Below are 24,082 nucleotides of genomic sequence, written 5' to 3' on the forward strand. Positions count from 1 at the left end.
TTTTCACTTATATATTAATACAATTTTGGAAACTTAGTTGGATTAACTTCATGCATTAAAGCATATACTTTTTCAAAAACATCTTCTGCGGATGGCTTACTAAAGTAATCTCCATCTGTTCCATAAGCAGGTCTATGCTCTTTTGAAGTTAAGGTTTGTGGTTCACTATCTAAATAGCGATATCCTTTTTGCACTTCTAAAACTTGTTGCAATAGGTAAGCCGAAGCTCCTCCTGGCACATCTTCATCTACTACCAATAAGCGATTTGTTTTAGCCAAACTCTTCACGACATCGTGATTAATATCAAAAGGCAATAAAGACTGTGCATCAATAATTTCGATATCAATACCCACTTCCATTAATTCTTTGGCAGCTTGTTCAATAATACGCAAAGTTGAACCATAAGAGAGAATCGTTACGTCCTTTCCTTCTCTGATAGTTTCAACTACGCCAATTGGCGTTTTGAATTGGCCAATATTATTAGGCATCTTCTCTTTTAAACGGTACCCATTTAAACACTCAATCAATAGCGCGGGTTCATCACTTTCCAATAGTGTATTATAAAAACCAGCGGCTTTAGTCATATCTCTAGGAACTAAAACATGCATTCCGCGTATCGCGTTGATAATCATTCCCATTGGCGAACCTGAATGCCAAATTCCTTCCAAACGGTGTCCACGTGTACGAACAATTAAAGGTGCTTTTTGGCGTCCAACAGTTCTATATTGAAGCGTAGCCAAATCATCACTCATAATTTGAATCGCATACAACAAATAGTCTAAATATTGGATTTCTGCAATTGGACGTAAACCACGCATGGCCATCCCAATTCCTTGGCCTAAAATCGTTGCCTCGCGAATTCCTGTATCGGTTACACGTTCTACACCGTGTTTTTCTTGCAAACCTTCCAATCCCTGGTTCACGTCTCCAATAGTACCTGAATCCTCCCCAAAAATGGTTACTTTTTTATTGTTCCCTAAGATATAATCAAAGTTGTCTTTCAAGATAATACGCGCATCTACTTCCTCTGCATTCGCATCATAGGTTGGAGCAACTGCTGCAACTTGTTGTGCTTTTTCATCTGAACTTGAAAATAAATGAGAGCTGTATTTTGGTTGTACCTGCGCATAGTATTTTTCAATAAATTGAACTAATATAGACTTGCTACTCTCTTGAATAATCAAGCGCAAAACTTTACGTGCTACAGATAAAACATCACGGCGAATAGGCTCCTTTATACCTTGTAAGTCAGCGATGTGTTTTTCAATAAACACTTTATTTGGGCTTTGATTTGCAATTTGTTGTAAAACCGCAATTAATTCATTTTGTTCTGCAACAATTGGATCTACATAGTTTCTCCACGCTTGTTTTTTTCCTTCTAAAACTTGTTTTTTAAGGTCTTTATCCAAAGCGTCCAATTCTTCTACAGTTGTGATATTGGCTTCTAACATCCAATTTCGCATTTGTAAAATACAATCTTGTTCCACTTCCCAAGCTAAGCGCTCTTTGCTTTTGTAACGCTCATGAGAACCTGAAGTTGAATGCCCTTGAGGTTGTGTTAATTCTTGTACGTGAATCAAAACAGGAACATGCTCTTCTCTAGCTATTTGAGAAGCTTTCGCATACGTCTCTACTAAAGCAGGATAATCCCATCCTTTGACTCTTAAAATTTCATAGCCATTTCCAAATTCATCCCGTTGGAAACCTTTTAAAATTTCAGAAATATTTTCTTTCGTTGTTTGATATTTTGCATGAACAGAGATTCCATATTGGTCATCCCAAACACTCATTACCATAGGAACTTGTAATACTCCTGCAGCATTGATTGTCTCAAAGAATAGTCCTTCTGATGTTGAAGCATTTCCAATTGTTCCCCAAGCAACTTCATTTCCACTGATAGAAAATTGTTGGTTTTTATCTGCTTCAGGTAGTGCTCTATAATATTTTGAAGCCTGTGCAAGTCCAAGTAATCTCGGCATTTGTCCTGCCGTTGGAGAAATATCACCACTTGAATTTTTCTGTGCTGTTAGCTTTTTCCATTTTCCATTTTCATCCAAACTGTGTGTAGCAAAATGCCCTCCCATTTGACGTCCACCAGACATTGGGTCATTTTCAATATTGGCATCACCAAATAAACCAGCAAAAAACTGTTGGATATTTAACTGACCAATTGCCATCATAAAGGTTTGATCTCGGTAGTAACCAGATCTGAAATCTCCATTTTGAAAAGCTTTAGCCATTGCTAACTGAGGTACCTCTTTTCCATCTCCAAATATCCCAAACTTAGCCTTACCCGTTAAAACTTCACGACGACCTAGTAAACTACATTCTCTACTGATCTTAGCAATTGTATAATCTTGAATAACCTCTTTCTTAAAATCTTCAAAAGAAAGCGCTGTGTTTTTTTTATTTTGACTCATCGCGTAACCTAATATTTTACAGGATACGAATATAAAATAATCCAAACAAAAAAGCTAATATAATCCAAAGGAATATTGTGAATTAGTACTTGGGTTTTTTGATTTTTATAAAGGAATAAACCAAAAAAAATGAGAATATAAAAATCATATCTTAAAAAAAAGCATTTGATTAGTAAATCCTCAACAGAATATAAACAAAAAAGCCTTTGTTCGTTCAACAAAGGCTTTTTTTATCTTAGTCTATAACAGTCAACATGGACGCCATAGCAAATCGTACTTTTTTCATTGGCATCAGCCAGTCATTCTCAGGATCTCTTTCTCCTAGTGCTAAAATAGTAACACTCTTCAGTCCTTTTTTGTCTAAACCTAAAAACGCATCCAATTGATCATTGTGGAACCCTTCCATTGGAGAAGCGTCAATTTTCAATTCTGCGGCGGCTGCAATCGCAATTCCAAAAGCCAAATAAGCTTGTCTTGCTGCATGTTCAAATTGTTGTTCTTCGGTTTTAGCATTGAAATTCGCCTTGATACTATTTTTGAACTCATTCATTTCGCCTTTCGGCAATTCTCGAATAGCTTCCATATTATCAAAAACAGCATCTACTCTTTGGTCCGTATAACTGTCCCAAGCTGCAAAAACCAAAAGGTGTGAACACTCTTTGATTTGCATTTGATTCATGGCAATCGGAAATAACTGTTCTTTTACTTCTTGATTTTTAATTAAAATCATTTCAAAAGGCTGTAATCCAGAAGAAGTAGGTGCCAAACGAGCTGCTTCAACCACTTGCATCACCTGAGAATCTTCTAATTTAACTTTGTTATTATAGCGTTTTGTAGCATAACGCCATTTTAAATTATCTAGTAACCTCATAACTTATCAACTTTAAATTTTAGCTAAAAAAGCCAATACATTGGACTCTATCCTTTGTTCAATAGCCGAAACATCTGCTTTGACAAAAGGCTCTCCTAAAATATGTTCATACAATTCAATATAACGCTCAGAGATGGACTGAATGTAATCCTCTGACATCTCTGGAACAACTTGCCCTTCTTTGCCTTGAAAACCATTGTTAATTAACCATTGACGCACAAACTCTTTCGACAATTGCTTTTGCAATTCTCCTTTTGCCTGACGTTCTTCATAGCCCTCTGCATAAAAATAACGCGAAGAATCAGGCGTATGAATTTCATCAATTAACACAATCTTACCTTCTTGGGTTTTGCCAAATTCATATTTCGTATCCACCAAAATCAACCCTCTATCCGCAGCAATCTCAGTTCCTCTTTGAAATAAAGCGCGTGTATACTGCTCTAAAACAAGATAATCCGCTTCAGAAACGATGCCACGTGCTAAGATGTCCTCTCTAGAGATATCTTCATCATGTAACCCCAATTCTTCTTTTGTTGAAGGGGTAATAATAGGTTGAGGCAATTTGTCATTCTCTTGCAATCCTTCTGGCAAAGCTACACCACACAATACGCGTTTTCCTTCTTTATACTCCCTAGCAGCATGTCCCGCTAAGTAGCCACGAATTACCATTTCAACCTTAAAAGGCTCACAAATATGTCCTACAGCAACATTGGGATCCGGAGTAGCCAAGAGCCAGTTCGGTACAATATCTTCGGTCATTTTCATGAATCGTGTTGCTATTTGATTCAAAATTTGTCCTTTATAAGGAATCCCTTTAGGCATGATCACGTCAAAAGCAGATAAACGATCGGTTGCAACCATAACTAAAACTTGATCTGCTATGGTATAAACTTCTCTTACCTTACCGTGATATACACTTTTTTGGTTTGGAAATTTAAAATTAGTTTGTGTGATTGTGTTACTCATATATGTATGTTGTGTAGTTCTTCCTATTTAGTACGCTAATAAATCTAAAAGCGCAGTCTCAAATCTACCTTTAGGTAGGTATTGATCTTCTAAAGCTTTCACAAATGGAATCGCTGTTTCGATACTCGCTACTCTTTTTACTGGAGCATCTAAATATTCAAAACAATTCTCCATAATCATCGCTGATAGATCACTTGCAATACCTCCAAACATAGAGTCTTCTTGCAAAATTATAACTTTATTTGTTTTCTTTACTGATTTAAAGATCGTTTCTTCATCCAAAGGTTGCAACGTACGCAAATCGATTAAATCCGCTTTGATCTCTGGATGTTTCTCTAATGTTTCTAGTGCCCAATGCACTCCAGCACCAAAGGAGATAATCGTTACATCCGTTCCCTCTTTAAGCAACGCTGCTTGACCAAATGGAATGGTATAATAGTTTGAAGGCACTTCTTGATAGATACTTCTATACAATTGTTTATGCTCAAAAAACACAACTGGATTTGGGTCGTTGATAGCTGTATTCATCAATCCTTTTGCATCAACTGGGAAAGCAGGGTAAACTACTTTTAACCCTGGCGTTTTGGTAAACCAAGCTTCATTGGTCTGTGAATGGAAAGGCCCCGCCTGAGTTCCACCCCCACAAGGCATACGCACCACGACATCTGCTTTTTCATTCCAGCGGTAGTGAACTTTTGCCAAGTAATTGACAATCGGATTAAAACCGGTAGATACGAAATCTGCAAATTGCATCTCCATGATGGCTTTTCCACCATTGATTGAATACCCCATTGCAGCAGAAACAATAGCACTTTCACAAATCGGTGTATTTCTAATGCGCTCTTTGCCAAATAAATCTACAAATCCATCGGTTACTTTGAATGCCCCACCATATTCAGCGATATCTTGACCCATAATAATCAATTCAGGGTGCTTTTCAAAGGATTGTTTTAACCCTTCTGAAATAGCATCAATAAGGCGAATATTTTTTGTTTCTGTTCCTTGTTCAACATGCTCATACGTAAAAGGAGCATACATATCTGTTAATTCCGTTTCCAAATTAGCCGTGATCGGCGCTTCCTCTTGTACCAATTTCCAATCGGTATCTATTTCCTGCTTAAACGATTTTCTGATTTCCTCATCTAGTTCATTCGTCAGTACACCAATCTCACTTAAATAAGCACGGTAATTTTCTACTGGATCTTTCTTTTCCCATTCATCCATTAATTCTTGTGGGACGTATTTTGTACCACTAGCCTCTTCATGCCCTCTTCTTCTAAACGTTAGGAATTCAAGTAAAACTGGTCGTGGATTTTCACGCATGGATTGCGCTAATTCATTCACTTTCGTATATACTTCTAAAATGTCATTCCCCTCAAGGGTATAACTTTCCATGCCATAGCCAATCCCGCGATCTGCTAAACGCTCACAACGGTATTGTTCGTTTGTTGGGGTAGATAAACCATAGCCGTTATTTTCAATGACAAATAAAACAGGTAAATCCCATACTGAAGCCACATTTAAGGCCTCGTGAAAGTCTCCTTCTGAAGTGGCTCCTTCTCCCGTAAATACAGCCGTAATTTTCTTTTGCTTGCGCAATTTATGTGCTAAGGCGATCCCATCAGCCACACCCAATTGTGGGCCTAAATGGGAAATCATACCTACAATATTAAATTCTTGTGTTCCGAAGTGGAAAGAACGATCTCTCCCTTTTGTAAAACCATTTCCTTTCCCTTGCCATTGTGAAAATAAACGATGCAAAGGAATATCTCTAGAAGTGAAAACAGCTAGATTACGATGCATAGGCAATACATACTCATCGTTTTCTAAAGCAGCCACAATACCTACAGATATCGCTTCTTGTCCAATTCCAGAAAACCATTTCGACACTTTTCCTTGACGGATTAAAATAAGCATCTTCTCTTCTATCATTCTTGGTTTCAATAGCCTTTTATACAAATCAATTAACGTTTGATCGGATAGGTCTTTTCGGTTATAATCTATATGTTTCATAATTGGTTTTAAAGGGCACTAAAATAAGGCTTAAAAACAACTCTACAAACTAATTTATCCAACATTTAATGCCAAAAAATAATCCTTTTTTACAGGTTGTTATTTTGGATTTATTTTCACCGTTTTCCACTAGTCGGTCGGTTTATTTTTATTTTGTAAAAAACTGATTATTACCATTTTAAATTTATAAAGGCTCATTGTCCATTTAAAATCCGTATCTTGGAGGAACGAATGTTAAACTTTAATTTAGAACTATGGGAAAAGGAGATTTAAAAACAAGAAGAGGTAAGATCGTAAATAAATCATATGGTCGAAAAAGACCTAGAAAGGCTAACAAACAAAAACCTAATACATCAAAAGTATAATGCAATAAAAAAGGAGCTGATTAAACATCAGCTCCTTTTTTATTAGGATTCTAAATCTTCTAAGACTAATTTTGACCAAATTTGAAAACTTATATTTTCAATTATCTGAATCACATCATCCGTAGAACTATTGGTTAATAAAATTACGGCTTCTTTTCTATCTGGGCTAAAACTAACAAAGTTCGCATAAGCTACATCTATTCCCCGGTGAAAAAAGAGCGATTCTTTCGTTCCAAAGAAATTCAATCGCCATCCTAAGCTTATCCAATCATCCGAGGTAACCATCGTGGTTGGTTTTTGCATTAAAGCTAATTCCGGATAAGCGGGATCAAAATACGCCTGCACGTATTTGGATAGATCTTCAATCGTTGAATACCCTTGTGTTGAAGGTAGGAAAATATCGATATAATTCGCTTTATCATCCAACCCTAGGTCAACCTTACCCACAGATTCAACTACTTTTGTTCGCTTGCCTTTTATCAAATGTGTAGACTGTAAATCATAGTGATCTACAATCTTCGTCTGAAAGAGCTTCGCATAGGGTTCTTGGTAAACCCGAGCTAGTGCATCCCCTAACACGCTGATGCCAAAAATTGAAAATCGGCCTCTTGTTGCTAGTGTATCTAACATAAGATCTTCCGCTAAATAATTAGCAATAGAAGCATTACCTATCTTTGGGTTATCTCTCTTTTTCTTGTTTTTCCAATCGTCTTTTACCAAGGTAATTTTGGGAAAAAATGGCAACATCGCCGCACCATTAGCTAAAGAAGCAAATGAAAAGGACAACGTGTCTTTAAACGGCTGTGGGTAATAGGCATTGATATCGTCCCATACCTTCACTTTACCTTCAACATCAGCTTGCGCCAAAATAGTATTGGTAAAAATAGAAGCGAAAGTTCCCAAAGCAAAAAGTCTTTTTTTATTGTCAAGGGCAATTAATTCGTCCTTATTCTTTTTAAATCCATAATACGTTACTTGCCCCTCCTTTACAACAGCCATGGCTAATTGTGTCTGATCCGGAAGAAGCAAGCCATTTTCACGGATAATATCTTCTATCGTTTTTCCCGCCAATTCGCGTTTTAGATCTTCTCTATTGACGTAATCTAAGATTCGAAAACCTACAATATTTGCCTCCTCATCAAAAGCCAAATTGACAATCGCAGTATCCTTTTCAAATTGTGCCTTAAATAAGGGGGTTTGGTCATCATTAACCCCATAATATTCAATATTCACAATAGAACCTAAATTTTGCTTCATTTCATCAAAAAACGCTTCTACGGTATTAAAAGGCACTCTACTTTGGAGAGATTCTGAAAAGCGATGGTAAAATTTGTCGTAATTACTTGTATTGTAATCTTCCATAAAAACCTCCATCACCTGATCCAACCGGTTCTGTGCTTCCACACTTAGTAAACCACCTAAAAAACAAAAAAGCAATAGCAAACGCTTTAAAATCATATCTTTTTACTTTATTAAAATTAAAGGTAGTCAATTCGAAATGAATCCCTAATACTTTTAACAAAATGAAAGCATTTATCGCGGAAAAGAAGAAATAAAAGGCTTACTTTTCACCTCTTTACTTCGTTGAAGTAACAAAATAATTAACCCCTTCCTCTTTGCTAATTTTCAGCTGTAATTTTCAGTATTCCCTAAAAGCCTTGTATTCAATTCAATTAAGCTACTCTTTGATTTTTTCTGTATTGCTCGGGGGTTTGATTGGTTGCTTTCTTAAAAATAGTCACAAAATAGGACGCGTGTTCAAACCCTAATTCATCCGCTATTTCACTAATCGAATTGGTCGTATAATTCAACAGGCGCTTAGCCTCGAGAATAATGTGCTTCTTAATGAGATTTCCTGACGTTTGACCCAAGATAGTCCGGCAAATTTTATTGAGATAATTGGTGCTAATATGGAGCATTTCTGCGTATTCTGAAGGCATTTTGTGGGTTTTAAAATGCTTTTCAATCAACAGTTGATATTTCTGTATTTTATCATTTACAGCACTGTGTACTTTCACGGCCTGAATAGGGATGTACATACGGTCTAACTCAATCAATAAAATATTGAGATAGGAACGCAATACTTTTTGAGAAGCGATATTTTTAACTCTACACTCTTCTAACATCTGACCTAGCAAAAACAACATCGACTCAACTTTGTTCTTTTGCAGGGTTAAAACGGTATAATTGACTTCATTAAAAAATGAAAACTGATGTAAAACATTGGTGTTGTAACGCAAAGAGAAAAAATCAGGGGTAAAACCAATAAGGGTTCCTGTTGTTTCAGCTTTGAACGTTATTTGATTAATGCAATTTGGTTTGATTATCAGCACTTGTCCTGCACATAGGTGAATTTTATCCTGATCAATAACAAGCACGCCCTCTCCTCTTTCCACACTTACAAGTAAATAAAAAGTAGTGCTGTGGGGAGATTCTAAAATAGGGTATTTGATCAATACCCCCGCAATTGATTCCATCCAAAGTTCATTGGAAGGATTAAATAAACCAATATTGCAAACGGGTAGTTTATTCGCTTGCATAACTTAAATTTTTAAATTTTCAACTTGATTTTCTACGTCTTTTATCTGCTGCATCACTTGCCTCTTGACAAAACAAAATAAGCTGCTGACCAACAAAACAATAGACTTTTATTTGGAGATAGTTAAGCTATTTCCGGTGGTTGAAAAACAGAAAAAATAAAAGTAGTGTGCGTTAACGTATTGTGGTACGAGGGATAGACGGTCTGATCCGTAGGCACTAGCGCAACTACATAGGGTTCATATCCCTGAAATTGACTAAATAGCGGTTGAATTTCTTTGCTTTTGAAAACGGGAAGTTCCCTCTTATTGTCTGAATCTTGAGATAATTCTTGTTGGAGGTAACAGCTTCCATAACAGATGGGAATAGCATCAAAGCGATTAATACAAATATTTTCGGCAATGTAGGTTTGATTGATATAAAATGAAGTTAGTATCCAAAAACTAGACGTATTTTGGTAAATAAAAGAAAGCAATAAAAGAAGTAAAACACTCTTTTTCATTTATTTTACGGGTTCATTTACTAAAAGGCGAAGATCGCTAATCAATCGATTTACATCCGTTGGATTCGTACCATCATACACACCGCGAATGTGTTGTTTTCCGTCAATCAATAGAAATCCACCACTATGGGCATATCCGCCAGGGGCGTTTGTTTCTTGATACGCCTGCATAAAATAGCCCTCGGCTAAACGGTGTATTTCCCTTTCATCGCCATGTAAAAAATGCCATTTCTTTGAATCAACACCTAAAGATTCACTATAGGCTTTGAGCAAGGGAATGGAATCATTTTTAGGGTCTATGGTATAGGAAACAAAACGTACATTTTCTTTATCTAAAAATGCATCATATACCCTTTTCATCTCTACATTCATCTTGGGACAAATGGTAGGACATTGCAAGAAGATAAAATCCGCTACATATAGTTGCCCAGCAAGAGTTTGATTCGCAACTGTAAGACTATCCTGATTTAAAAAAGAAAACGCGGGAATTGTATAGTACTTTTCTATTTTTTCTCCAGTAGGAGAAACCTCTTCCGTATGATTACCCAAATATGGCAATTGCTTCACTTCGTTGGAGCAAGCGAATACAAGAAAAATCACAAGAAAAGATACGAACCATTTCATGGGGTAAAAGTACGAAAAAAAGCACAACGTGTACTAGAAAAAGTATAGCAATTTCAGAAGCAACAGGGTTGCTTTATATACACCCACCACTTACATACACCACCACTTACACAGTAATTACACTGAGGGCACGAAAGGCATCCTATAGGTCTACAATATGAGTAACCAATGCGATGCTTCACTGCAAGTAGCATGACATACAGCGTGGCTAGTATAATGGATGGTAAAAACAGAAAAGAGCATTTTACGGTAAAAATGCTCTTTTCTCATTATTAATATAGTTTTTCAGTGCCCTTCATTTGGGGCACCTTCTTTTGTGAATTTATGAGTTTTTCTCTTCTGCCATTTTTGTGTATTCAGCTATTAGGTAGCTTAAATGGTCCCATTTAATTGAATTGTATGGGAATTTTTGTAGAAATTCTTGATTATCCCCAAAAAGGAAGTTGTAGTTTTCTTCAAATTCTCCTTTTTTAAGCCAGATCACTTCCTCTCCTTTTTTAACGTAATACGATTTAATAACTCCTCCACCGATATTAGGTCCTCCACCAAAGCTAATAGATGATGTTTCAGCAGCCGTTGGATCAGCATACACTTCAATTTGACTACTGAAGCTTGGATTGATTAATTGCATCAAGAATTCTTTTTCAGTTTTCTTGTTTTTTAATGAAGCTTTAATGTTTTTTACATAAACTTCATCAGGATTGGTTGATTTACTTAAGCTTTTACTGCCCCAGTTTCTGGTATTGCCAAAATAGTTAGCTACTTTAGCTCCCTTGACTAATCCAGCAATAGGTAAATACATCTCTTCGATTTCATCCGCTTTGTATTCTATTTTTTTACCTGAAGCATCTTTCATTTTGATGGATGTAATTTGACCTTTTTTTCTATCTATTCCAGAAACAGAACCTTCTTTTTTAGTTCCATCTTTAAGGACAAGAGTTGAATTCTTTTTAGAACTGACACCGACAAACATTTCATCGAATAGTTCATCATCCATCATTTTTAACTGTTCTTTTGTGAATTTTACTTTTTCTTGTGCATGTATTGGTGCATTCATTAATGTCGCAGCTCCTAAAAAGCTAAAAAGTATTAATTTTTTCATAAAATATAAATTTTGTCAAAAATAACAATAATATGCAATCTATTGGCTTTTTTAAACAAAATATATCTTTGTATTTGTAGAGGTACTATTCGCTTTGTTTTAGGAAAACAGGTATTTAGAACGATGTTGTCAGCCAATGTATATCCCTTTGCGGAAAATATAGGCGTATAAAAGTTAATCCCAAAAAATACAAAAAGAAAAAGGCTGTCTTTTCGGACAGCCTCATTCATCTTTATATTCTAATTACTTATTTCTTATTGTTATCTTTCAAGCGTTGTTGTTCTTGCGCTTGTTCCATCATATCTTGCATTTTTTTCTGCCATTTTCCTTGTGGACGCTTTTTGGTTTTATTTTCTTCGATTGTCGCTTTAATCTTTTCGTCTTTTACAATGTGATTTTTAATTACATACATAATACCAATTGTAATTGAGTTAGAAATAAAGTAGTACAAACTCAAACCTGAAGCATAGTTATTAAAGAAGAACAACATCATCAATGGCGATACATAAATCATTACCTTCATGATTTTACTCATATCTGGCATCCCTTCTTGCGTTGGTTGCGCCATTTGTTGATCTCCTGTTGTCATCTTCATATAGAAGAAAATAGCAACTGAAGCTAATAATGGGAATAAACTCACGTGATTTCCATAGAATGGAATATGAAATGGCAATTGTAATACCGAGTCATACGACGATAAATCATCTGCCCATAAGAAGCTCTTCTGTCTTAAATCAAAAGAAGACGGGAAGAATTGAAACAAAGAATAGAAAATCGGAATCTGCAACAAGGCTGGAATACATCCGGCCATCGGGTTTACACCTGCTTTAGAATACAATTTCATGGTTTCTTGTTGTTTCTTCATTGGGTCATTCTTAAACTTTTCGTTTAATTCTGTAACCTCTGGGCGAATCATTTTCATCTTCGCTTGAGAAACATACGATTTATAAGTCAAAGGTGAAGTAAACAAACGAACTAGAATTGTCAATACAATAATACCAATACCATACGGCAAGAAACTAGTTAAAAATCCAAATACGGGAATAAACAAGAAACGGTTCATCCATCCAAAAATACCCCATCCTAAAGGAACGATATTATCTAAATTGCGTTCGTATGATTTTAATATTTTAAAGTCAGAAGGACCAAAATACCAATTCATATCGTAATTCAATTCACCATTGGTATAATTCAACGGAATTGTACTTGCAAATTGTTTTGTAAAAACCGTATCTACTTTTTCATCATTTACTAAATTTTTCGTATTTAAAGTAGCCGTATCAAAATTCTTATTGGTCAATAGGATAGACGTGAAGAAGTGCTGCTTGTAAGCGATGTATGAAACATCTTTTAGCTCTTTGGTATCATCTTTACTCGATTCGCTCAAGTTATTGTCTTTGCCTTTTTCATGTTCATAGTACAAACGCACGTATCTATTTTCGTATGCAATACTTTTTTCATTGCGGTACGTTTTCATTTCCCAGTTTAACTGTGGGGTTTTAGAAGCATCAACAATTTTGCTCAATCCTTGGGTACGGATAGAGAAATCGAGCATATACTCATCTGGTTTCAATACATAACGATATTCTAAAAACTCCGTTTCAGAAGCTTTTAAGCGCATCGTCAATACTTGATTCTCCCCTTCTTTGGTCAAAATTGGTTCAAAATACAAGTCTTCTGTATTGAATACTCGGTTGTCGTTGGTATATAATTGTAAATTAAATTTCGCGTTGTGATCTTTAATCAAAGTAACAATCTCCTCCGATTTTTTGCTAAATCTCTTGAATTTATTTACAACTACTTGGGCTAATTTCCCCCCTTTATTATCAACTTCAATTGTAAGTAAATCCGTTTTTAATGTTGTAGTTCCTCCTTTAGCTGCTGGTAACATCGCACTATAAGCAAAAGGACCAAATGTAGCACGAACTTGTTCAGATTGTAAAGAATCTCCTGCTACTGGCTTTTGAAGGGCTTCTTCAAAGGTAGCGGATTGTTCTTTTTTAATAGTCTCTTTCTGTGCTAATTCAGTATCTTTTTGTATTGAATCTTGCTCTTTGTTGATGTTATTCAACATCATCCAAATAAGCAATCCTGCAATAATTACAAAGCCGATAATACTGTTACGATCTAATTTTTTTCCTTCCATTACTTAATTTGTAAGTGATAAAATTTGTTATATAAAAAGTCTATTGCTTAATTTGATTTATAGGCAATAGCTGCTTTTACAAAATGAACAAAAAGTGGGTGCGGTTTGGCTACCGTACTTTTGTATTCTGGGTGAAATTGAACACCAATAAAGAAAGGATGTGAATCCAATTCTATAATTTCAATTAATCCCGTTTCTGGATTCCAACCTGAAGCGGTTAAGCCTGCATTCTCAAAGTCTTCTAAATATTGGTTATTGAATTCATATCTATGACGGTGACGTTCATTGATGAGGCTATTTTCATAGATATCGAATACTTTAGAACCTTCTTTTAGTTTACAATCCCAGCCTCCTAAACGCATAGTACCGCCTTTGTCTGTAATATCTTTTTGGTCTTCCATAAAAGTAATTACAGGATATTGTGTACTTTCATTTACTTCGGTTGTATTTGCTGATTGATAGCCTAGTACATTTCTGGCATACTCAATAACAGCCATTTGCATACCCAAACAAATTCCCAAGAAGGGAATTTTATTTTCTCTTGCGTATTTTACTGTTTCGATTTTTCCTTCGATACCACGAGATCCAAATCCAGGTGCTACTAAAATAGCATCTAAATTTTTCATTTTCTCACTGACATTAGCCGCTGAAATCAAATCTGACTGAATTGAAATAATATTCACTTTCGTTTGGTTTTCAGCACCTCCATGCACAAGCGCTTCTAAAATTGATTTATAGGAATCTTGTAATTCTACATATTTTCCTACTAATCCAATATTTACAATGTGATTTGGAAATTTTAAACGGTGAATAAATTCATTCCATTTAACTAAATCTGGCGTTTGTTTTTCTGGTAAGTCTAAGCGTTTTAAGGCTACTTTATCTAATCCTTCTTCTAGCATTAAATTCGGAACATCATAAATAGTTTCCGCATCAATAGATTGGATTACCGCCTCTGGTTTTACATTGCAGAATTGGGCCAATTTTTGACGGATTTCAGCACTTAAATTATGTTCTGTTCTACAAACCAAGATATCTGCTTTGATTCCACTTTCCATTAATGTTTTCACAGAATGCTGGGTTGGCTTTGTTTTCAACTCCCCTGCCGCTGCCAGATACGGTACTAAAGTAAGGTGAACAACAATCGCGTTGTTATCGCCTAATTCCCATAGTAACTGACGGACAGATTCAATATAAGGTAAAGATTCAATATCTCCTACAGTACCTCCAATTTCAGTAATGATAATATCGTAATCACCTGTTTTACCAAGCAACTGCATACGCTCTTTAATTTCATTGGTAATATGAGGAACTACTTGAACGGTTTTTCCTAAAAACTCTCCTCTTCTTTCTTTCTCAATAACTGATAAATACACACGACCCGTAGTTACGTTGTTGGCTTGAGAAGTTGGAACATTCAAAAATCTTTCATAGTGACCTAAATCCAAATCTGTCTCTGCTCCATCGTCTGTTACGAAACACTCCCCATGTTCATACGGGTTTAGTGTACCTGGATCCACATTAATATAAGGATCAAATTTTTGAATTGTTGCTGAATAACCTCTCGCTTGCAACAATTTTGCCAGCGATGCTGCTATAATTCCTTTTCCTAAGGAAGACGTTACCCCTCCTGTTACGAAAATATACTTAGCTTGTCTCATTTATATGTATTTGTTGTGTTGTAAAGAATAAAACTTGGCAAAAATACAACTTTTAAAGCTATTCTTCTAATTTTAAAAGTCGTAAAATAACCATAAAATTTAGTCGTTTCTATATAAAGCGGTTAGCGTATTAAATCGATCTAGATTGCGTTTTTTTCAAGGCTTCGCTGTAATAAAAAACTTACTTATCGAGGCGTTTATCGATAATGCGATTGAAGTAATCTTGAATAAAAGCCTTGGCTTTCATTTCCACTTGTTCCATTTCTTTATTCTTGTGTTTGATTAGATTTTTCTCTAATCCTTTATCGTCGATGGCATAAAATCCAGTTACTTCTTTTCCGTTAAATCTACAGATGTAATTCCCTTCTTGATAGGTATACTCATTAGCTCCATAATTGATGGTAAAAGGCTGAACCAAGGTGTCATTTAACAGACTACGTCCCCAACTTCTAAACGGCTTATTATAGCCGATCATATCCAATACAGTCGGGTAGATATCAATCTGTTGTGCCAAGGTTTTATTTACGCCTTTGTAACGTTCATCAGCGGTATAGAATAAAATCGGAACGGCTGTACGATTCACTAATTTTCTATATTCATCATAATCAATTTGATTGGTGTGATCTGCGGTAATGATGAAAATGGTATTTTTAAACCACGGTTCTTTACTACTTTCTTCAAAAAAGCGTTTAAAGGCATAATCCGTATAGCCAACCGTTTGGTGAATCGGTTGATTACCCTTGGGAAACTTGTCTTTATATGCACTAGGTACCTGGAAAGGTTCATGGGAAGAAACCGTAAATAAAGTAGCGAAAAAAGGTTGTTTTTTCTCATTCAACGTTTGACGCATATATTGGAAGAAAGGTTCATCCCAAATACCCCAAGTTCCATCAAAATCATCATCGTTGTTGTATTCTGTTTTTCCATAATAATGATCATACCCCAGAATATTGCCGAATCCCAAAAAGCCCATAGAACCATTCGGTGCTCCATGAAAAAAGGACGTATCATAGCCTTGCGATTTCAAGGTAGAAACTAAGGATTCTATTTTTTGTTTGGGAAAAGGTGAAGAGGTAAAAGCATCTTTGAAAGAGGGAATTCCCGCAATAACGGAAGACACCCCGTGAATAGACTTATATCCGTTGGCAAATGCATTGGGAAAAATCAAACTATGTTGGGCTAAAGAGTCCAGGAAAGGCGTATAACTTTTATAGTTGGGAATATTTAGGTCCACATTAAATGCACCTAGGTATTCTCTAGCATAACTCTCTGTGATAAACAAGACAATATTCGGCTTAGACGGATCAGTAGAATAATATTGCTTCGTTCCGCTTACATAGTGATTTAGGGTTGCTTCATCCATGTACTCTACTTTCTTGAAGCTCGTTTTTCCAATCGTACGCAAGATGGCAAAAGGCGTATTCAAAACAATATCGGCATGCTCTGGTTTTTCTACATGGCGGTTTGCATCAATAATATTTAAGGGTCTTGTTGTTTTCTTTAAATCTCCACGTACTCCTGCGATAAAACCAACGACTACTAAAACAAAAATAATTGCACTAGATACAAAATAATTTCTCTTGCTACCCAATTCAAGAGGTCTGGAAAAGCTAATGCGTTTGTATAAATAGACCCACAAAACACAAAGTGCTATACACAAAGCAAATACATGCCAGTAATTAACTAAAAAGTTTAAAAATAATTGTCCCTTATTGGATTCGTGTTCTAAGCTATCGAATACAGCAATTGTCGTACGTGCATAGATAAAACGATAGTAAATGAAATCAATAAAATTCGTGGCATAGGCCAATAAGTTCGGGATGATATAACTCCAAAAGACTACTTTCTGATAGCCTTTGGAAGTGGTTTTAAAAATCGGCAGAATTGACAAGATAATAAACAAACTATTCACATAGAAAATAGCCATTCTATCAAAGGTCAAGCCATGATAAGCCAAGGTTAAAAATTGACCTACAGAATCAACAGCCAGCAAATCACTATTGTATACATAGAATAAAACGCGCGCTAAAAAGTAAAAAAAGAAGGCTAAAAAAAGTCGATAGGCAAATACCAACATTTCGTTTAATCTGAAGCGATTTGTAAGCATGATAAGTTTTGATTTTTAAAGATTGAAATACAAATTTAATTATTTCTAGGGCTTTAGCTATGAATGAGGCAATTCTTTTATAAAAAGAACCGAATTTGATGTGTTCAGACCAATAACTTTCTCCTGCGTATAAAATAAAAAACTCGTCTCTGCGAGACGAGTTTTTTACATGTGTATTTTAATGGCTATGCCCTCCACCCCCTTCATTCTTAATCAAGTGGCTTTGTAAATAATAGGCGCCCTGTATGACAATACTGTACTTTTCAGGCAATTCTTCCAAAATATCTACTTGCGTAAAGCCCAATTCTTTTACGCCTGTTTTCACTTCAATTCGCTGGTAATGGAAATGTGCCGTGTGTTCTTCTGTTGTATCAGCAACAAAGATAAACGTTCTTCCATCTGCTTTTACAAGAGCATCATTAGGTAAAGCACTTACGGTTTTAGCTCCGATATCGATCAACGCATTTACATATAATCCAGGTATTAGATTATCCGGTACCTGATCGATATTCGCATGAGCAATCACGGTTTTTGTTCCGGGCTCAAATGCTTTTCCAATACTAAAAATCGTAGCGGTTACTTCTGATTTATTGATATTTGTTAAATTAAAAGACACTTTTTGACCTTCGTGCACATAGGGAAGATCTTTTTCGTAAATCTTTAAATCCAGGTGTATTTTTGAATTGTCTACCAAAGAAAACAACAACTGTCCATTAATCATATTCGTTCCTATGCGGATGGGAATAGCCGCTACATTTCCACTAATCGGCGCTACAATTTTTAGCGTGCGCGACATGGAATTTGGACTTACTGCTAATACCGTCAATTGATTGGTCAGCGATTGATACCGCGACTTTTCAATATTTAACTCTGCCTTTGTTTTTTGATAGGTTTTTTCTGAATTGACATTTTCTGCTCGCAGGGTTTGTTGTCTTTTGTACTCCAATTCCAAATACTCTAAATTGTTTTTTGAAATTTGATATTCTTCTTGTAGTTTGATAAACTCAGGACTGTCCGCAAGAGCCAATACTTGTCCTTTGGTTACTCTATCTCCAATATTAACGAGAATTTGAGTTACCGTTCCACTTAAAAAAGTAGTGACATCGGCCTGATTTTGAGGCGGTAATTCCGTTTGCCCACTTACTTGAATCACATCCGTCAGATTCTTATTCTCCAACTGCCCCATTACAATACCAGCGGCTTGCTTTTGGGCGTTGTTTAACTCTACCTCTTTCTTTGTACTTTCTTCGTGCTCGGATTCCTGCGTTTCCTCTGTTGCTACCGTTGAGCTTTTATCTTGACAACTCACAAAGAAAACAGTTCCAAGCGCAAGTAAAGCGATATATATTCTTTTCATTTTAAATTCGAATTATTGGTTAACTAAATAATGAAGGGCATTGTGTCCTAAATTATATTGCAATACTGCCTCTAAATAATTAATCTGGATGTTTAAAGCGGTTTCGACAGATTGGATATATTCCACATAGGAGATATCTCCATTGTTGTAGGATTTATTGGCGTGATCTTGAATAATAGACGCATTTAACAAAGCATTATCTTTATAATAATCAATAACCGATTGTTGTGCGCGAATAATTTCCAATTGCTGCTGAACCGATTCACTCAATTGTTTATGCAAATAGCTTTTTTCTAATTCCACCTGCTCTACACTGTACTTCATTGCTTTAATTTTTTTTGCTTGACTACCAAAAAAGATAGGAATAGCGATTCCAACCGTATAACTGGGGATGCGCAATTCTCTGCCGTAATTCGTTCCATTCGCACGCAATCCTGCTTCTGACTCAATCGAGTATCCCAGGGTAATATCTGGCAACAACAGTGATTTCTCTAATTTCTGAGCGGCTTCCACGCGTTCTATCTCCTTTTCTGCCATTTGCAAGCTATTGTTTTCATCTAAATTCAAGTCTGACCAAGGGTCGTGTTCATCGTAGATTAGGTCTTGCTCCACCAACTCAAAATTGCCTTCCAAATTCAAATACGTCTTAATTTTTGATTTTTCATTTTGTAAAAAGGTATTGTTTTGGGTCAATATAACGCTGATTTCCTGTTCTTTTGCTTGGGCAACATTGCTTTCCATCAAAGTCGTTTCCCCCGTTTCATATCGCAATCTCGCTGATTTGGAAAAGGCTTTCAATAAGGTAAATTGCTGCTCTAATAGTTTTTTCTTGGATTGAGCATATAGGATGTTTTCCCACGTTTGTCTAATCTCAAATTCAAGCATTATTACCTTTCCTTCTACTTGAAGCTGTGCACTTTCATACTCTTTTTGCAAAATAGTTTTCTTCTTTCCATAGGTAAAAGGACTCAGCGATTGGCTCACCGTTAAACTAATATCTTTTTGGTTTTTTCCATTCAAATAACCAAATCCTGTTGACACTTCTGTTTTAGGGATATCATACGCCGTTTTTCTCCTTTGTTCTTGGCTCAACACATGGGCTTTAGCCGCTTTTAAACTTTGGTTATTTTCACGGGCTAATTCTAAAGCTTGTTGCAGTGAAAGCGTAGTAGTCTCTTGCGCTTCAGCCTGTACCGCAGTTAAGGTAAACAAAAGAGTTAATACAGCTAAGCCCGTTGCTTTTGGTCTTTTGCGAAATCCTCTTTCTTCATAATAATAGATAATAGGCAATACAAGCAACGTCAATAAGGTTGCTGTTATTAATCCTCCAATCACTACGGTTGCCAAGGGTTTTTGTACTTCAGCACCTGCGCTTGTACTCAAAGCCATGGGTAGGAATCCCAAAGAAGCTACAGCAGCCGTTAATATTACAGGTCGCAAGCGTATTTTGGTACCTTCTATAATTCGTTCATATAAACCCATTCCTTGTTCTTTTAGTTGATTAAATTGACCTATTAATACGATTCCATTCAATACTGCCACACCAAAAAGAGCAATAAATCCAACCCCTGCGGATATACTAAAAGGCATATCTCTCAACCACAAAGCGGCTACTCCTCCAATGGCAGATAGCGGAATTGCCGTAAAAATAAGAAGTGATTGCTTGACAGATTTAAACGTAAAATACAGCAAAACAAAAATTAAAGCCAAGGCAATCGGCACAGCAATCAATAAGCGATTGGTTGCTTCGACTAAATTTTCAAATTGCCCCCCGTAGGTAATATAATACCCCTCAGGGAGTTTTAGTTTGCGGTCTAATTGCTCTTGAATATCGTGTACCACACTCTTAACATCACGCTCTTTAACATTGAATCCCAACACAATGCGTCGTCGTCCATCTTCCCTACTAATTTGCTGAGGACCATCTTCATAATCAATATCTGCAATTTGACTTAGGGGAATTTGCTGCCCATCTGCCAAAGGAATGAAGAAGTTTTTGAGGTTATCAATATCAGATCTAGACGCCTGATCTAAGCGAACGACCAAATCAAAGCGCTTTTCACCTTCATAAACCAATCCGGTTGTTTCACCTGCAAATCCCGCGCGAATAATCTGACTGATATCGGCAATTTTTAAGCCATATAACGCTAGTTTATCTTTGTCGTATTTAATTGAAATCTGCGGTAAACCCGTTACGCGTTCTAATTTGGGTGCAGATACGCCAGGAATAGTTGCAATCAGACCATTAATCTCATCGCCTATACTTGCCAAACGCTCCAAATCATCGCCAAAGACTTTAATAGCGACATCACTTCGAACGCCAGTCATTAATTCATTAAAACGCATTTGAATGGGTTGAGAAAACTCGGTGGTAACACCGGGTATTTGCTCTAGTGCTTCCTCCATTTTATCGATGAGTTCCGCTTTGGTTTTCGCAGAGGTCCATTCTTTTTTGTCTTTCAACACGATAATCATATCTGCGGCTTCCATCGGCATAGGATCCGTTGGAATTTCGGCACTTCCAATTTTTGAGATAACCATCTTTACTTCAGGGAAGTTATCCATTAGGATTTGTTCCGCTTTGGTTGTTGTTTCGATTTCTTGTGACAGGGAACTACCCGATGATATAATAATATGGGTCGCTAAATCCCCTTCATCTAGCGTAGGGATAAACTCTCCCCCCATTCTACTGAAAACAACTAAAGCTAAAGCAAATAAACCAAAAGCAATGACCAAAACTAATCGCTTGAAGCGAAAGGCTCCTTCCAAAATAGGTTTATAAAAGCGATATAATTTATCAATTAATTTATCGCTAAAATTGGGTTTTACTTTCCCCATTTCTTTCTTTAGAAATAGCGAAGATGCCATAGGCACGTAGGTAAGAGAAAGGATAAAAGCTCCTAAGATGGCAAAAGATACGGTCATTGCCATGGGACCAAACATTTTTCCTTCTATGCCTGTTAGCGCTAAAATAGGCAAATAGACAATTAAGATAATCAATTCACCAAAGGAGGCACTAGTTCTAATTTTAGAGGCGGCTTTATATACCTCTTCATTCATTTCTTTTTGGGTAATTTTCCGCTGCTTGCCGATATGTAAGCGATGCACAATGGCTTCTACAATAATAACGGCTCCATCGACAATTAAACCAAAATCAATCGCTCCTAAACTCATTAGGTTACCACTTACACCAAATAACTTCATCAAACTGATAGCAAATAGCAAAGACAGGGGTATAACGGAAGCCACTATAAGTCCTGCGCGCCAATTACCTAAAAGCAAGACCAAAACGAAAACGACAATTAAGGCGCCTTCAATCAAATTAGTTTGAATCGTGCTTACGGTTTTGTCAATTAATTTTGTGCGATCAATAAAAGCTTCAATAGCCACACCTTCGGGTAGTGTTTTTTCAATTTGAGTCATTTTTTCTTTGACCAATTTCACTACTTCTTGGGTATTGGAATCTTTGAGCATCATCACCATACCGCTTACATCTTCTCCTTTGCCATCTTTGGTAACAGCGCCGTATCGAATACTGCTGCCAATTTTGACTTCTGCTACATCGCGGATTAAAATTGGGGAACCATTCACCGTTTTGACGACAATTTTCTCAATGTCTTCTATGGATTGCACCATTCCAATACTTCGAATAAAATAAGCATAGGGTTTTTTATCGATATAGGCACCTCCTGTATTTTCATTATTTTGTTCTAAAGCATCAAATATTTCAATAATAGAGGTATTCATACTTTTTAAGCGATCAGGCTGAACAGCTACCTCATATTGCTTGAGATGTCCACCAAGGGTATTGACTTCCGCTACCCCTTTTACGCCGATTAATTGGGGTTTAATAATCCAATCTTGAATGGTGCGAAGATCCATGCTATTATACTGATCCTCATACCCTTCTTGGGCATAGACCACATATTGATAAATTTCTCCAAGTCCTGTACTTACAGGAGCTAATTCTGGAGTTCCCACATTTTTGGGAATAACTTCTTCCGCGGCTTTAAGCTTTTCACTAATCTGAGTTCTAGCCCAATAGATATCTGTATCTTCTGTAAAAACAACCGTTACCACACTTAATCCAAAACGACTAATCGAACGGAGTTCTGTGATATTTGGGATGGGTTTTACCGCTTGTTCAATGGGATAGGTAATAAATTGCTCCACCTCTTGCGTGGCTAAGGTTGGTGAGCTTGTAATAATTTGCACCTGATTGTTGGTAATATCAGGCTGGGTATCCATCGGCAAATTCACGAGCGAATAACTTCCTACTGCGATAAGTCCCAGTACGAAAAGGCCAATTATGAATTTGTTTCGGATACTAAACTGAATGATTTTATCTAGCATCTTTGTATAAATATAAACGTGAATAAAGCCCTAACCTTCAGAAGATTAACGGCAAAAAAAACGAGCTAATTATACGAGCTTAGGGGGTTGCCAAATATGATAAACGACAGTTTCTACAAAAGGATAAGGCAGCAGTGTCTTTGCTGTTGCTAGGGTTGGTAGCAGTTGGGGTAAGGCGTAATTAGGTAAGGTTAAATTTACAGATACCGCACAGCATACACAGGTACAAAAAGGAGAACAAGCGTCCGAAGAATGCTCCTTATGTTGCGTTTCAAATGCCTCTGTACTTGCTACTTCTGTTTGCACTATAGATGAAACATATCTATCCGCACAAGGATAAAAAGAGATAACCAAAATAGTTATTGCTAAAAACAAAGCTAGTATGTACTTGTAGTGTTTCATCCTTACAAAAATAGAAAGTCTTTTTGGATTTTAATACTATCTGACTGTATTTGCAACGCAATTGCATCTTTTTACTTCAAAAACATCCAGTTTAAATTCGAGCTACTAGAAATGAAATTTATGGCACAGATTTTGGTTAATAATTAAATATAAGTCCTAAAAAAGGACAGGATAGCCAAAAGAGATTCAATAAATTGTCTTTTTCTAAACGTATAAACAAAATAATACCCAATAGCCCGCTATTTAGAAGCAAAAACAACAAACAACAAATGACGTAGCCTTTTCTTTCTCAGGAAAAGGCTACTCGCTTTTTATAGCCTGATTCTATTGCGGATTAAGTGTAGTTTAGAACGAAACAACGATAGAATCAAGTGTAAAAGTTGGGGATTGACCAAAACATCCACTTTTTTCGAATTCACTTTTCCTGTTCGCATGTCCTCGACGAAGGAGAGGTCGCATCCTATAAATCCATACTGCGAATGACAAAGTTGAATAACCGATGCGATGCTTCACAGCAAGCAGAATGACATACGAGACGGCTACTACGGCAGAAGTGCCATGGATGGAACTGCGTAGTAAGGGCTCTCATTCCATACAACGAACAAAAAAGGCTCAAGTGAATTCACTTGAGCCTTTTTTATATCTTTAAAATACG

17 protein-coding genes are annotated in these 24,082 nt (G+C 36.3%); 2 read left to right on the forward strand and 15 right to left on the reverse strand.

Annotation, left to right across the window (positions count from 1 at the left end; all coding sequences use genetic code 11):
* Positions 1 to 14: 14 nt before the first annotated feature.
* The 4 genes from ACMHJ2_RS07760 to ACMHJ2_RS07775 all read right to left on the reverse strand — a co-directional run bounded on the left by ACMHJ2_RS07760 (position 15) and on the right by ACMHJ2_RS07775 (position 6,270).
* A complete protein-coding gene (locus tag ACMHJ2_RS07760; RefSeq protein ID WP_413512384.1) occupies positions 15 to 2,420 on the reverse strand; it encodes a thiamine pyrophosphate-dependent enzyme in 2,406 nt (801 codons plus the stop codon).
* A 235-nt stretch (positions 2,421 to 2,655) separates the two neighbouring features.
* Positions 2,656 to 3,291, reverse strand: coding sequence for a nitroreductase family protein (locus ACMHJ2_RS07765; protein ID WP_413512385.1), 636 nt, complete (start codon positions 3,289 to 3,291; stop codon positions 2,656 to 2,658).
* A 12-nt stretch (positions 3,292 to 3,303) separates the two neighbouring features.
* On the reverse strand, positions 3,304 to 4,257 hold the full coding sequence (locus ACMHJ2_RS07770) for a phosphoribosylaminoimidazolesuccinocarboxamide synthase (RefSeq protein WP_413512386.1): 954 nt from the start codon (positions 4,255 to 4,257) through the stop codon (positions 3,304 to 3,306).
* 27 nt (positions 4,258 to 4,284) lie between these two features.
* A complete protein-coding gene (locus ACMHJ2_RS07775) occupies positions 4,285 to 6,270 on the reverse strand; it encodes a thiamine pyrophosphate-dependent enzyme (RefSeq protein WP_413512387.1) in 1,986 nt (661 codons plus the stop codon).
* Positions 6,271 to 6,524: 254 nt separating this feature from the next.
* Between ACMHJ2_RS07775 and ACMHJ2_RS07780 the strand changes: the two genes are divergently transcribed.
* The gene (locus tag ACMHJ2_RS07780; RefSeq protein WP_413512388.1) at positions 6,525 to 6,635 is read left to right on the forward strand and encodes a 30S ribosomal protein THX; all 111 of its coding nucleotides are present in this window, start codon (positions 6,525 to 6,527) and stop codon (positions 6,633 to 6,635) included.
* Positions 6,636 to 6,677: 42 nt separating this feature from the next.
* Here ACMHJ2_RS07780 and ACMHJ2_RS07785 read toward each other — a convergent pair whose 3' ends face one another.
* The 11 genes from ACMHJ2_RS07785 to ACMHJ2_RS07835 form a co-directional block, all read right to left on the reverse strand.
* Positions 6,678 to 8,093 (reverse strand): serine hydrolase, encoded by a 1,416-nt coding sequence (locus ACMHJ2_RS07785; protein ID WP_413512389.1) that lies wholly within the window; start codon positions 8,091 to 8,093, stop codon positions 6,678 to 6,680.
* A gap of 215 nt (positions 8,094 to 8,308) precedes the next feature.
* Positions 8,309 to 9,175 carry an AraC family transcriptional regulator gene (locus ACMHJ2_RS07790; protein WP_413512390.1) on the reverse strand — a complete coding sequence of 289 codons (867 nt, stop codon included), beginning with the start codon at positions 9,173 to 9,175 and terminating at the stop codon, positions 8,309 to 8,311.
* 122 nt (positions 9,176 to 9,297) lie between these two features.
* The gene (locus ACMHJ2_RS07795) at positions 9,298 to 9,675 is read right to left on the reverse strand and encodes a hypothetical protein (protein WP_413512391.1); all 378 of its coding nucleotides are present in this window, start codon (positions 9,673 to 9,675) and stop codon (positions 9,298 to 9,300) included.
* Positions 9,676 to 10,299, reverse strand: coding sequence for an SCO family protein (locus tag ACMHJ2_RS07800; protein ID WP_413512392.1), 624 nt, complete (start codon positions 10,297 to 10,299; stop codon positions 9,676 to 9,678). It lies immediately after the preceding gene.
* Positions 10,300 to 10,621: 322 nt separating this feature from the next.
* Positions 10,622 to 11,401: a hypothetical protein gene (locus ACMHJ2_RS07805; protein ID WP_413512393.1), complete on the reverse strand. Its 780-nt coding sequence runs from the start codon at positions 11,399 to 11,401 to the stop codon at positions 10,622 to 10,624.
* Between the two features lie 247 nt (positions 11,402 to 11,648).
* A complete protein-coding gene (gene yidC / locus ACMHJ2_RS07810; RefSeq protein WP_413512394.1) occupies positions 11,649 to 13,547 on the reverse strand; it encodes a membrane protein insertase YidC in 1,899 nt (632 codons plus the stop codon).
* Between the two features lie 47 nt (positions 13,548 to 13,594).
* Positions 13,595 to 15,208, reverse strand: a complete 1,614-nt coding sequence (locus ACMHJ2_RS07815) for a CTP synthase (protein WP_413512395.1) — start codon at positions 15,206 to 15,208, stop codon at positions 13,595 to 13,597.
* 181 nt (positions 15,209 to 15,389) lie between these two features.
* Entirely contained in the window at positions 15,390 to 17,315 is a 1,926-nt protein-coding gene (locus ACMHJ2_RS07820; protein WP_413512396.1) for an LTA synthase family protein, read from the reverse strand.
* 178 nt (positions 17,316 to 17,493) lie between these two features.
* On the reverse strand, positions 17,494 to 18,672 hold the full coding sequence (locus ACMHJ2_RS07825; RefSeq protein ID WP_413512397.1) for an efflux RND transporter periplasmic adaptor subunit: 1,179 nt from the start codon (positions 18,670 to 18,672) through the stop codon (positions 17,494 to 17,496).
* 12 nt (positions 18,673 to 18,684) lie between these two features.
* Positions 18,685 to 23,025, reverse strand: coding sequence for a CusA/CzcA family heavy metal efflux RND transporter (locus ACMHJ2_RS07830; protein ID WP_413512398.1), 4,341 nt, complete (start codon positions 23,023 to 23,025; stop codon positions 18,685 to 18,687).
* A gap of 69 nt (positions 23,026 to 23,094) precedes the next feature.
* Positions 23,095 to 23,427, reverse strand: coding sequence for a DUF6660 family protein (locus tag ACMHJ2_RS07835; protein ID WP_413512399.1), 333 nt, complete (start codon positions 23,425 to 23,427; stop codon positions 23,095 to 23,097).
* Between the two features lie 523 nt (positions 23,428 to 23,950).
* Between ACMHJ2_RS07835 and ACMHJ2_RS07840 the strand changes: the two genes are divergently transcribed.
* Positions 23,951 to 24,076 (forward strand): hypothetical protein, encoded by a 126-nt coding sequence (locus tag ACMHJ2_RS07840; RefSeq protein ID WP_413512400.1) that lies wholly within the window; start codon positions 23,951 to 23,953, stop codon positions 24,074 to 24,076.
* The last annotated feature ends 6 nt before the right edge of the window (positions 24,077 to 24,082 follow it).

This window comes from Myroides odoratus, from assembly GCF_965118575.1.
In the GTDB taxonomy this organism is placed as follows: Bacteria; Bacteroidota; Bacteroidia; order Flavobacteriales; family Flavobacteriaceae; genus Flavobacterium; species Flavobacterium odoratum_B.

Excerpts from the sequence above, each read along its gene's own strand:
- ACMHJ2_RS07760 (WP_413512384.1), bottom strand. The coding sequence starts at position 2,420 with ATGAGTCAAAATAAAAAAAACACAGCGCTTTCTTTTGAAGATTTTAAG.
- ACMHJ2_RS07765 (WP_413512385.1), bottom strand. The coding sequence starts at position 3,291 with ATGAGGTTACTAGATAATTTAAAATGGCGTTATGCTACAAAACGCTAT.
- ACMHJ2_RS07770 (WP_413512386.1), bottom strand. The coding sequence starts at position 4,257 with ATGAGTAACACAATCACACAAACTAATTTTAAATTTCCAAACCAAAAA.
- ACMHJ2_RS07775 (WP_413512387.1), bottom strand. The coding sequence starts at position 6,270 with ATGAAACATATAGATTATAACCGAAAAGACCTATCCGATCAAACGTTA.
- ACMHJ2_RS07780 (WP_413512388.1), top strand. The coding sequence starts at position 6,525 with ATGGGAAAAGGAGATTTAAAAACAAGAAGAGGTAAGATCGTAAATAAA.
- ACMHJ2_RS07785 (WP_413512389.1), bottom strand. The coding sequence starts at position 8,093 with ATGATTTTAAAGCGTTTGCTATTGCTTTTTTGTTTTTTAGGTGGTTTA.
- ACMHJ2_RS07790 (WP_413512390.1), bottom strand. The coding sequence starts at position 9,175 with ATGCAAGCGAATAAACTACCCGTTTGCAATATTGGTTTATTTAATCCT.
- ACMHJ2_RS07795 (WP_413512391.1), bottom strand. The coding sequence starts at position 9,675 with ATGAAAAAGAGTGTTTTACTTCTTTTATTGCTTTCTTTTATTTACCAA.
- ACMHJ2_RS07800 (WP_413512392.1), bottom strand. The coding sequence starts at position 10,299 with ATGAAATGGTTCGTATCTTTTCTTGTGATTTTTCTTGTATTCGCTTGC.
- ACMHJ2_RS07805 (WP_413512393.1), bottom strand. The coding sequence starts at position 11,401 with ATGAAAAAATTAATACTTTTTAGCTTTTTAGGAGCTGCGACATTAATG.
- yidC (WP_413512394.1), bottom strand. The coding sequence starts at position 13,547 with ATGGAAGGAAAAAAATTAGATCGTAACAGTATTATCGGCTTTGTAATT.
- ACMHJ2_RS07815 (WP_413512395.1), bottom strand. The coding sequence starts at position 15,208 with ATGAGACAAGCTAAGTATATTTTCGTAACAGGAGGGGTAACGTCTTCC.
- ACMHJ2_RS07820 (WP_413512396.1), bottom strand. The coding sequence starts at position 17,315 with ATGCTTACAAATCGCTTCAGATTAAACGAAATGTTGGTATTTGCCTAT.
- ACMHJ2_RS07825 (WP_413512397.1), bottom strand. The coding sequence starts at position 18,672 with ATGAAAAGAATATATATCGCTTTACTTGCGCTTGGAACTGTTTTCTTT.
- ACMHJ2_RS07830 (WP_413512398.1), bottom strand. The coding sequence starts at position 23,025 with ATGCTAGATAAAATCATTCAGTTTAGTATCCGAAACAAATTCATAATT.
- ACMHJ2_RS07835 (WP_413512399.1), bottom strand. The coding sequence starts at position 23,427 with ATGAAACACTACAAGTACATACTAGCTTTGTTTTTAGCAATAACTATT.
- ACMHJ2_RS07840 (WP_413512400.1), top strand. The coding sequence starts at position 23,951 with ATGACATACGAGACGGCTACTACGGCAGAAGTGCCATGGATGGAACTG.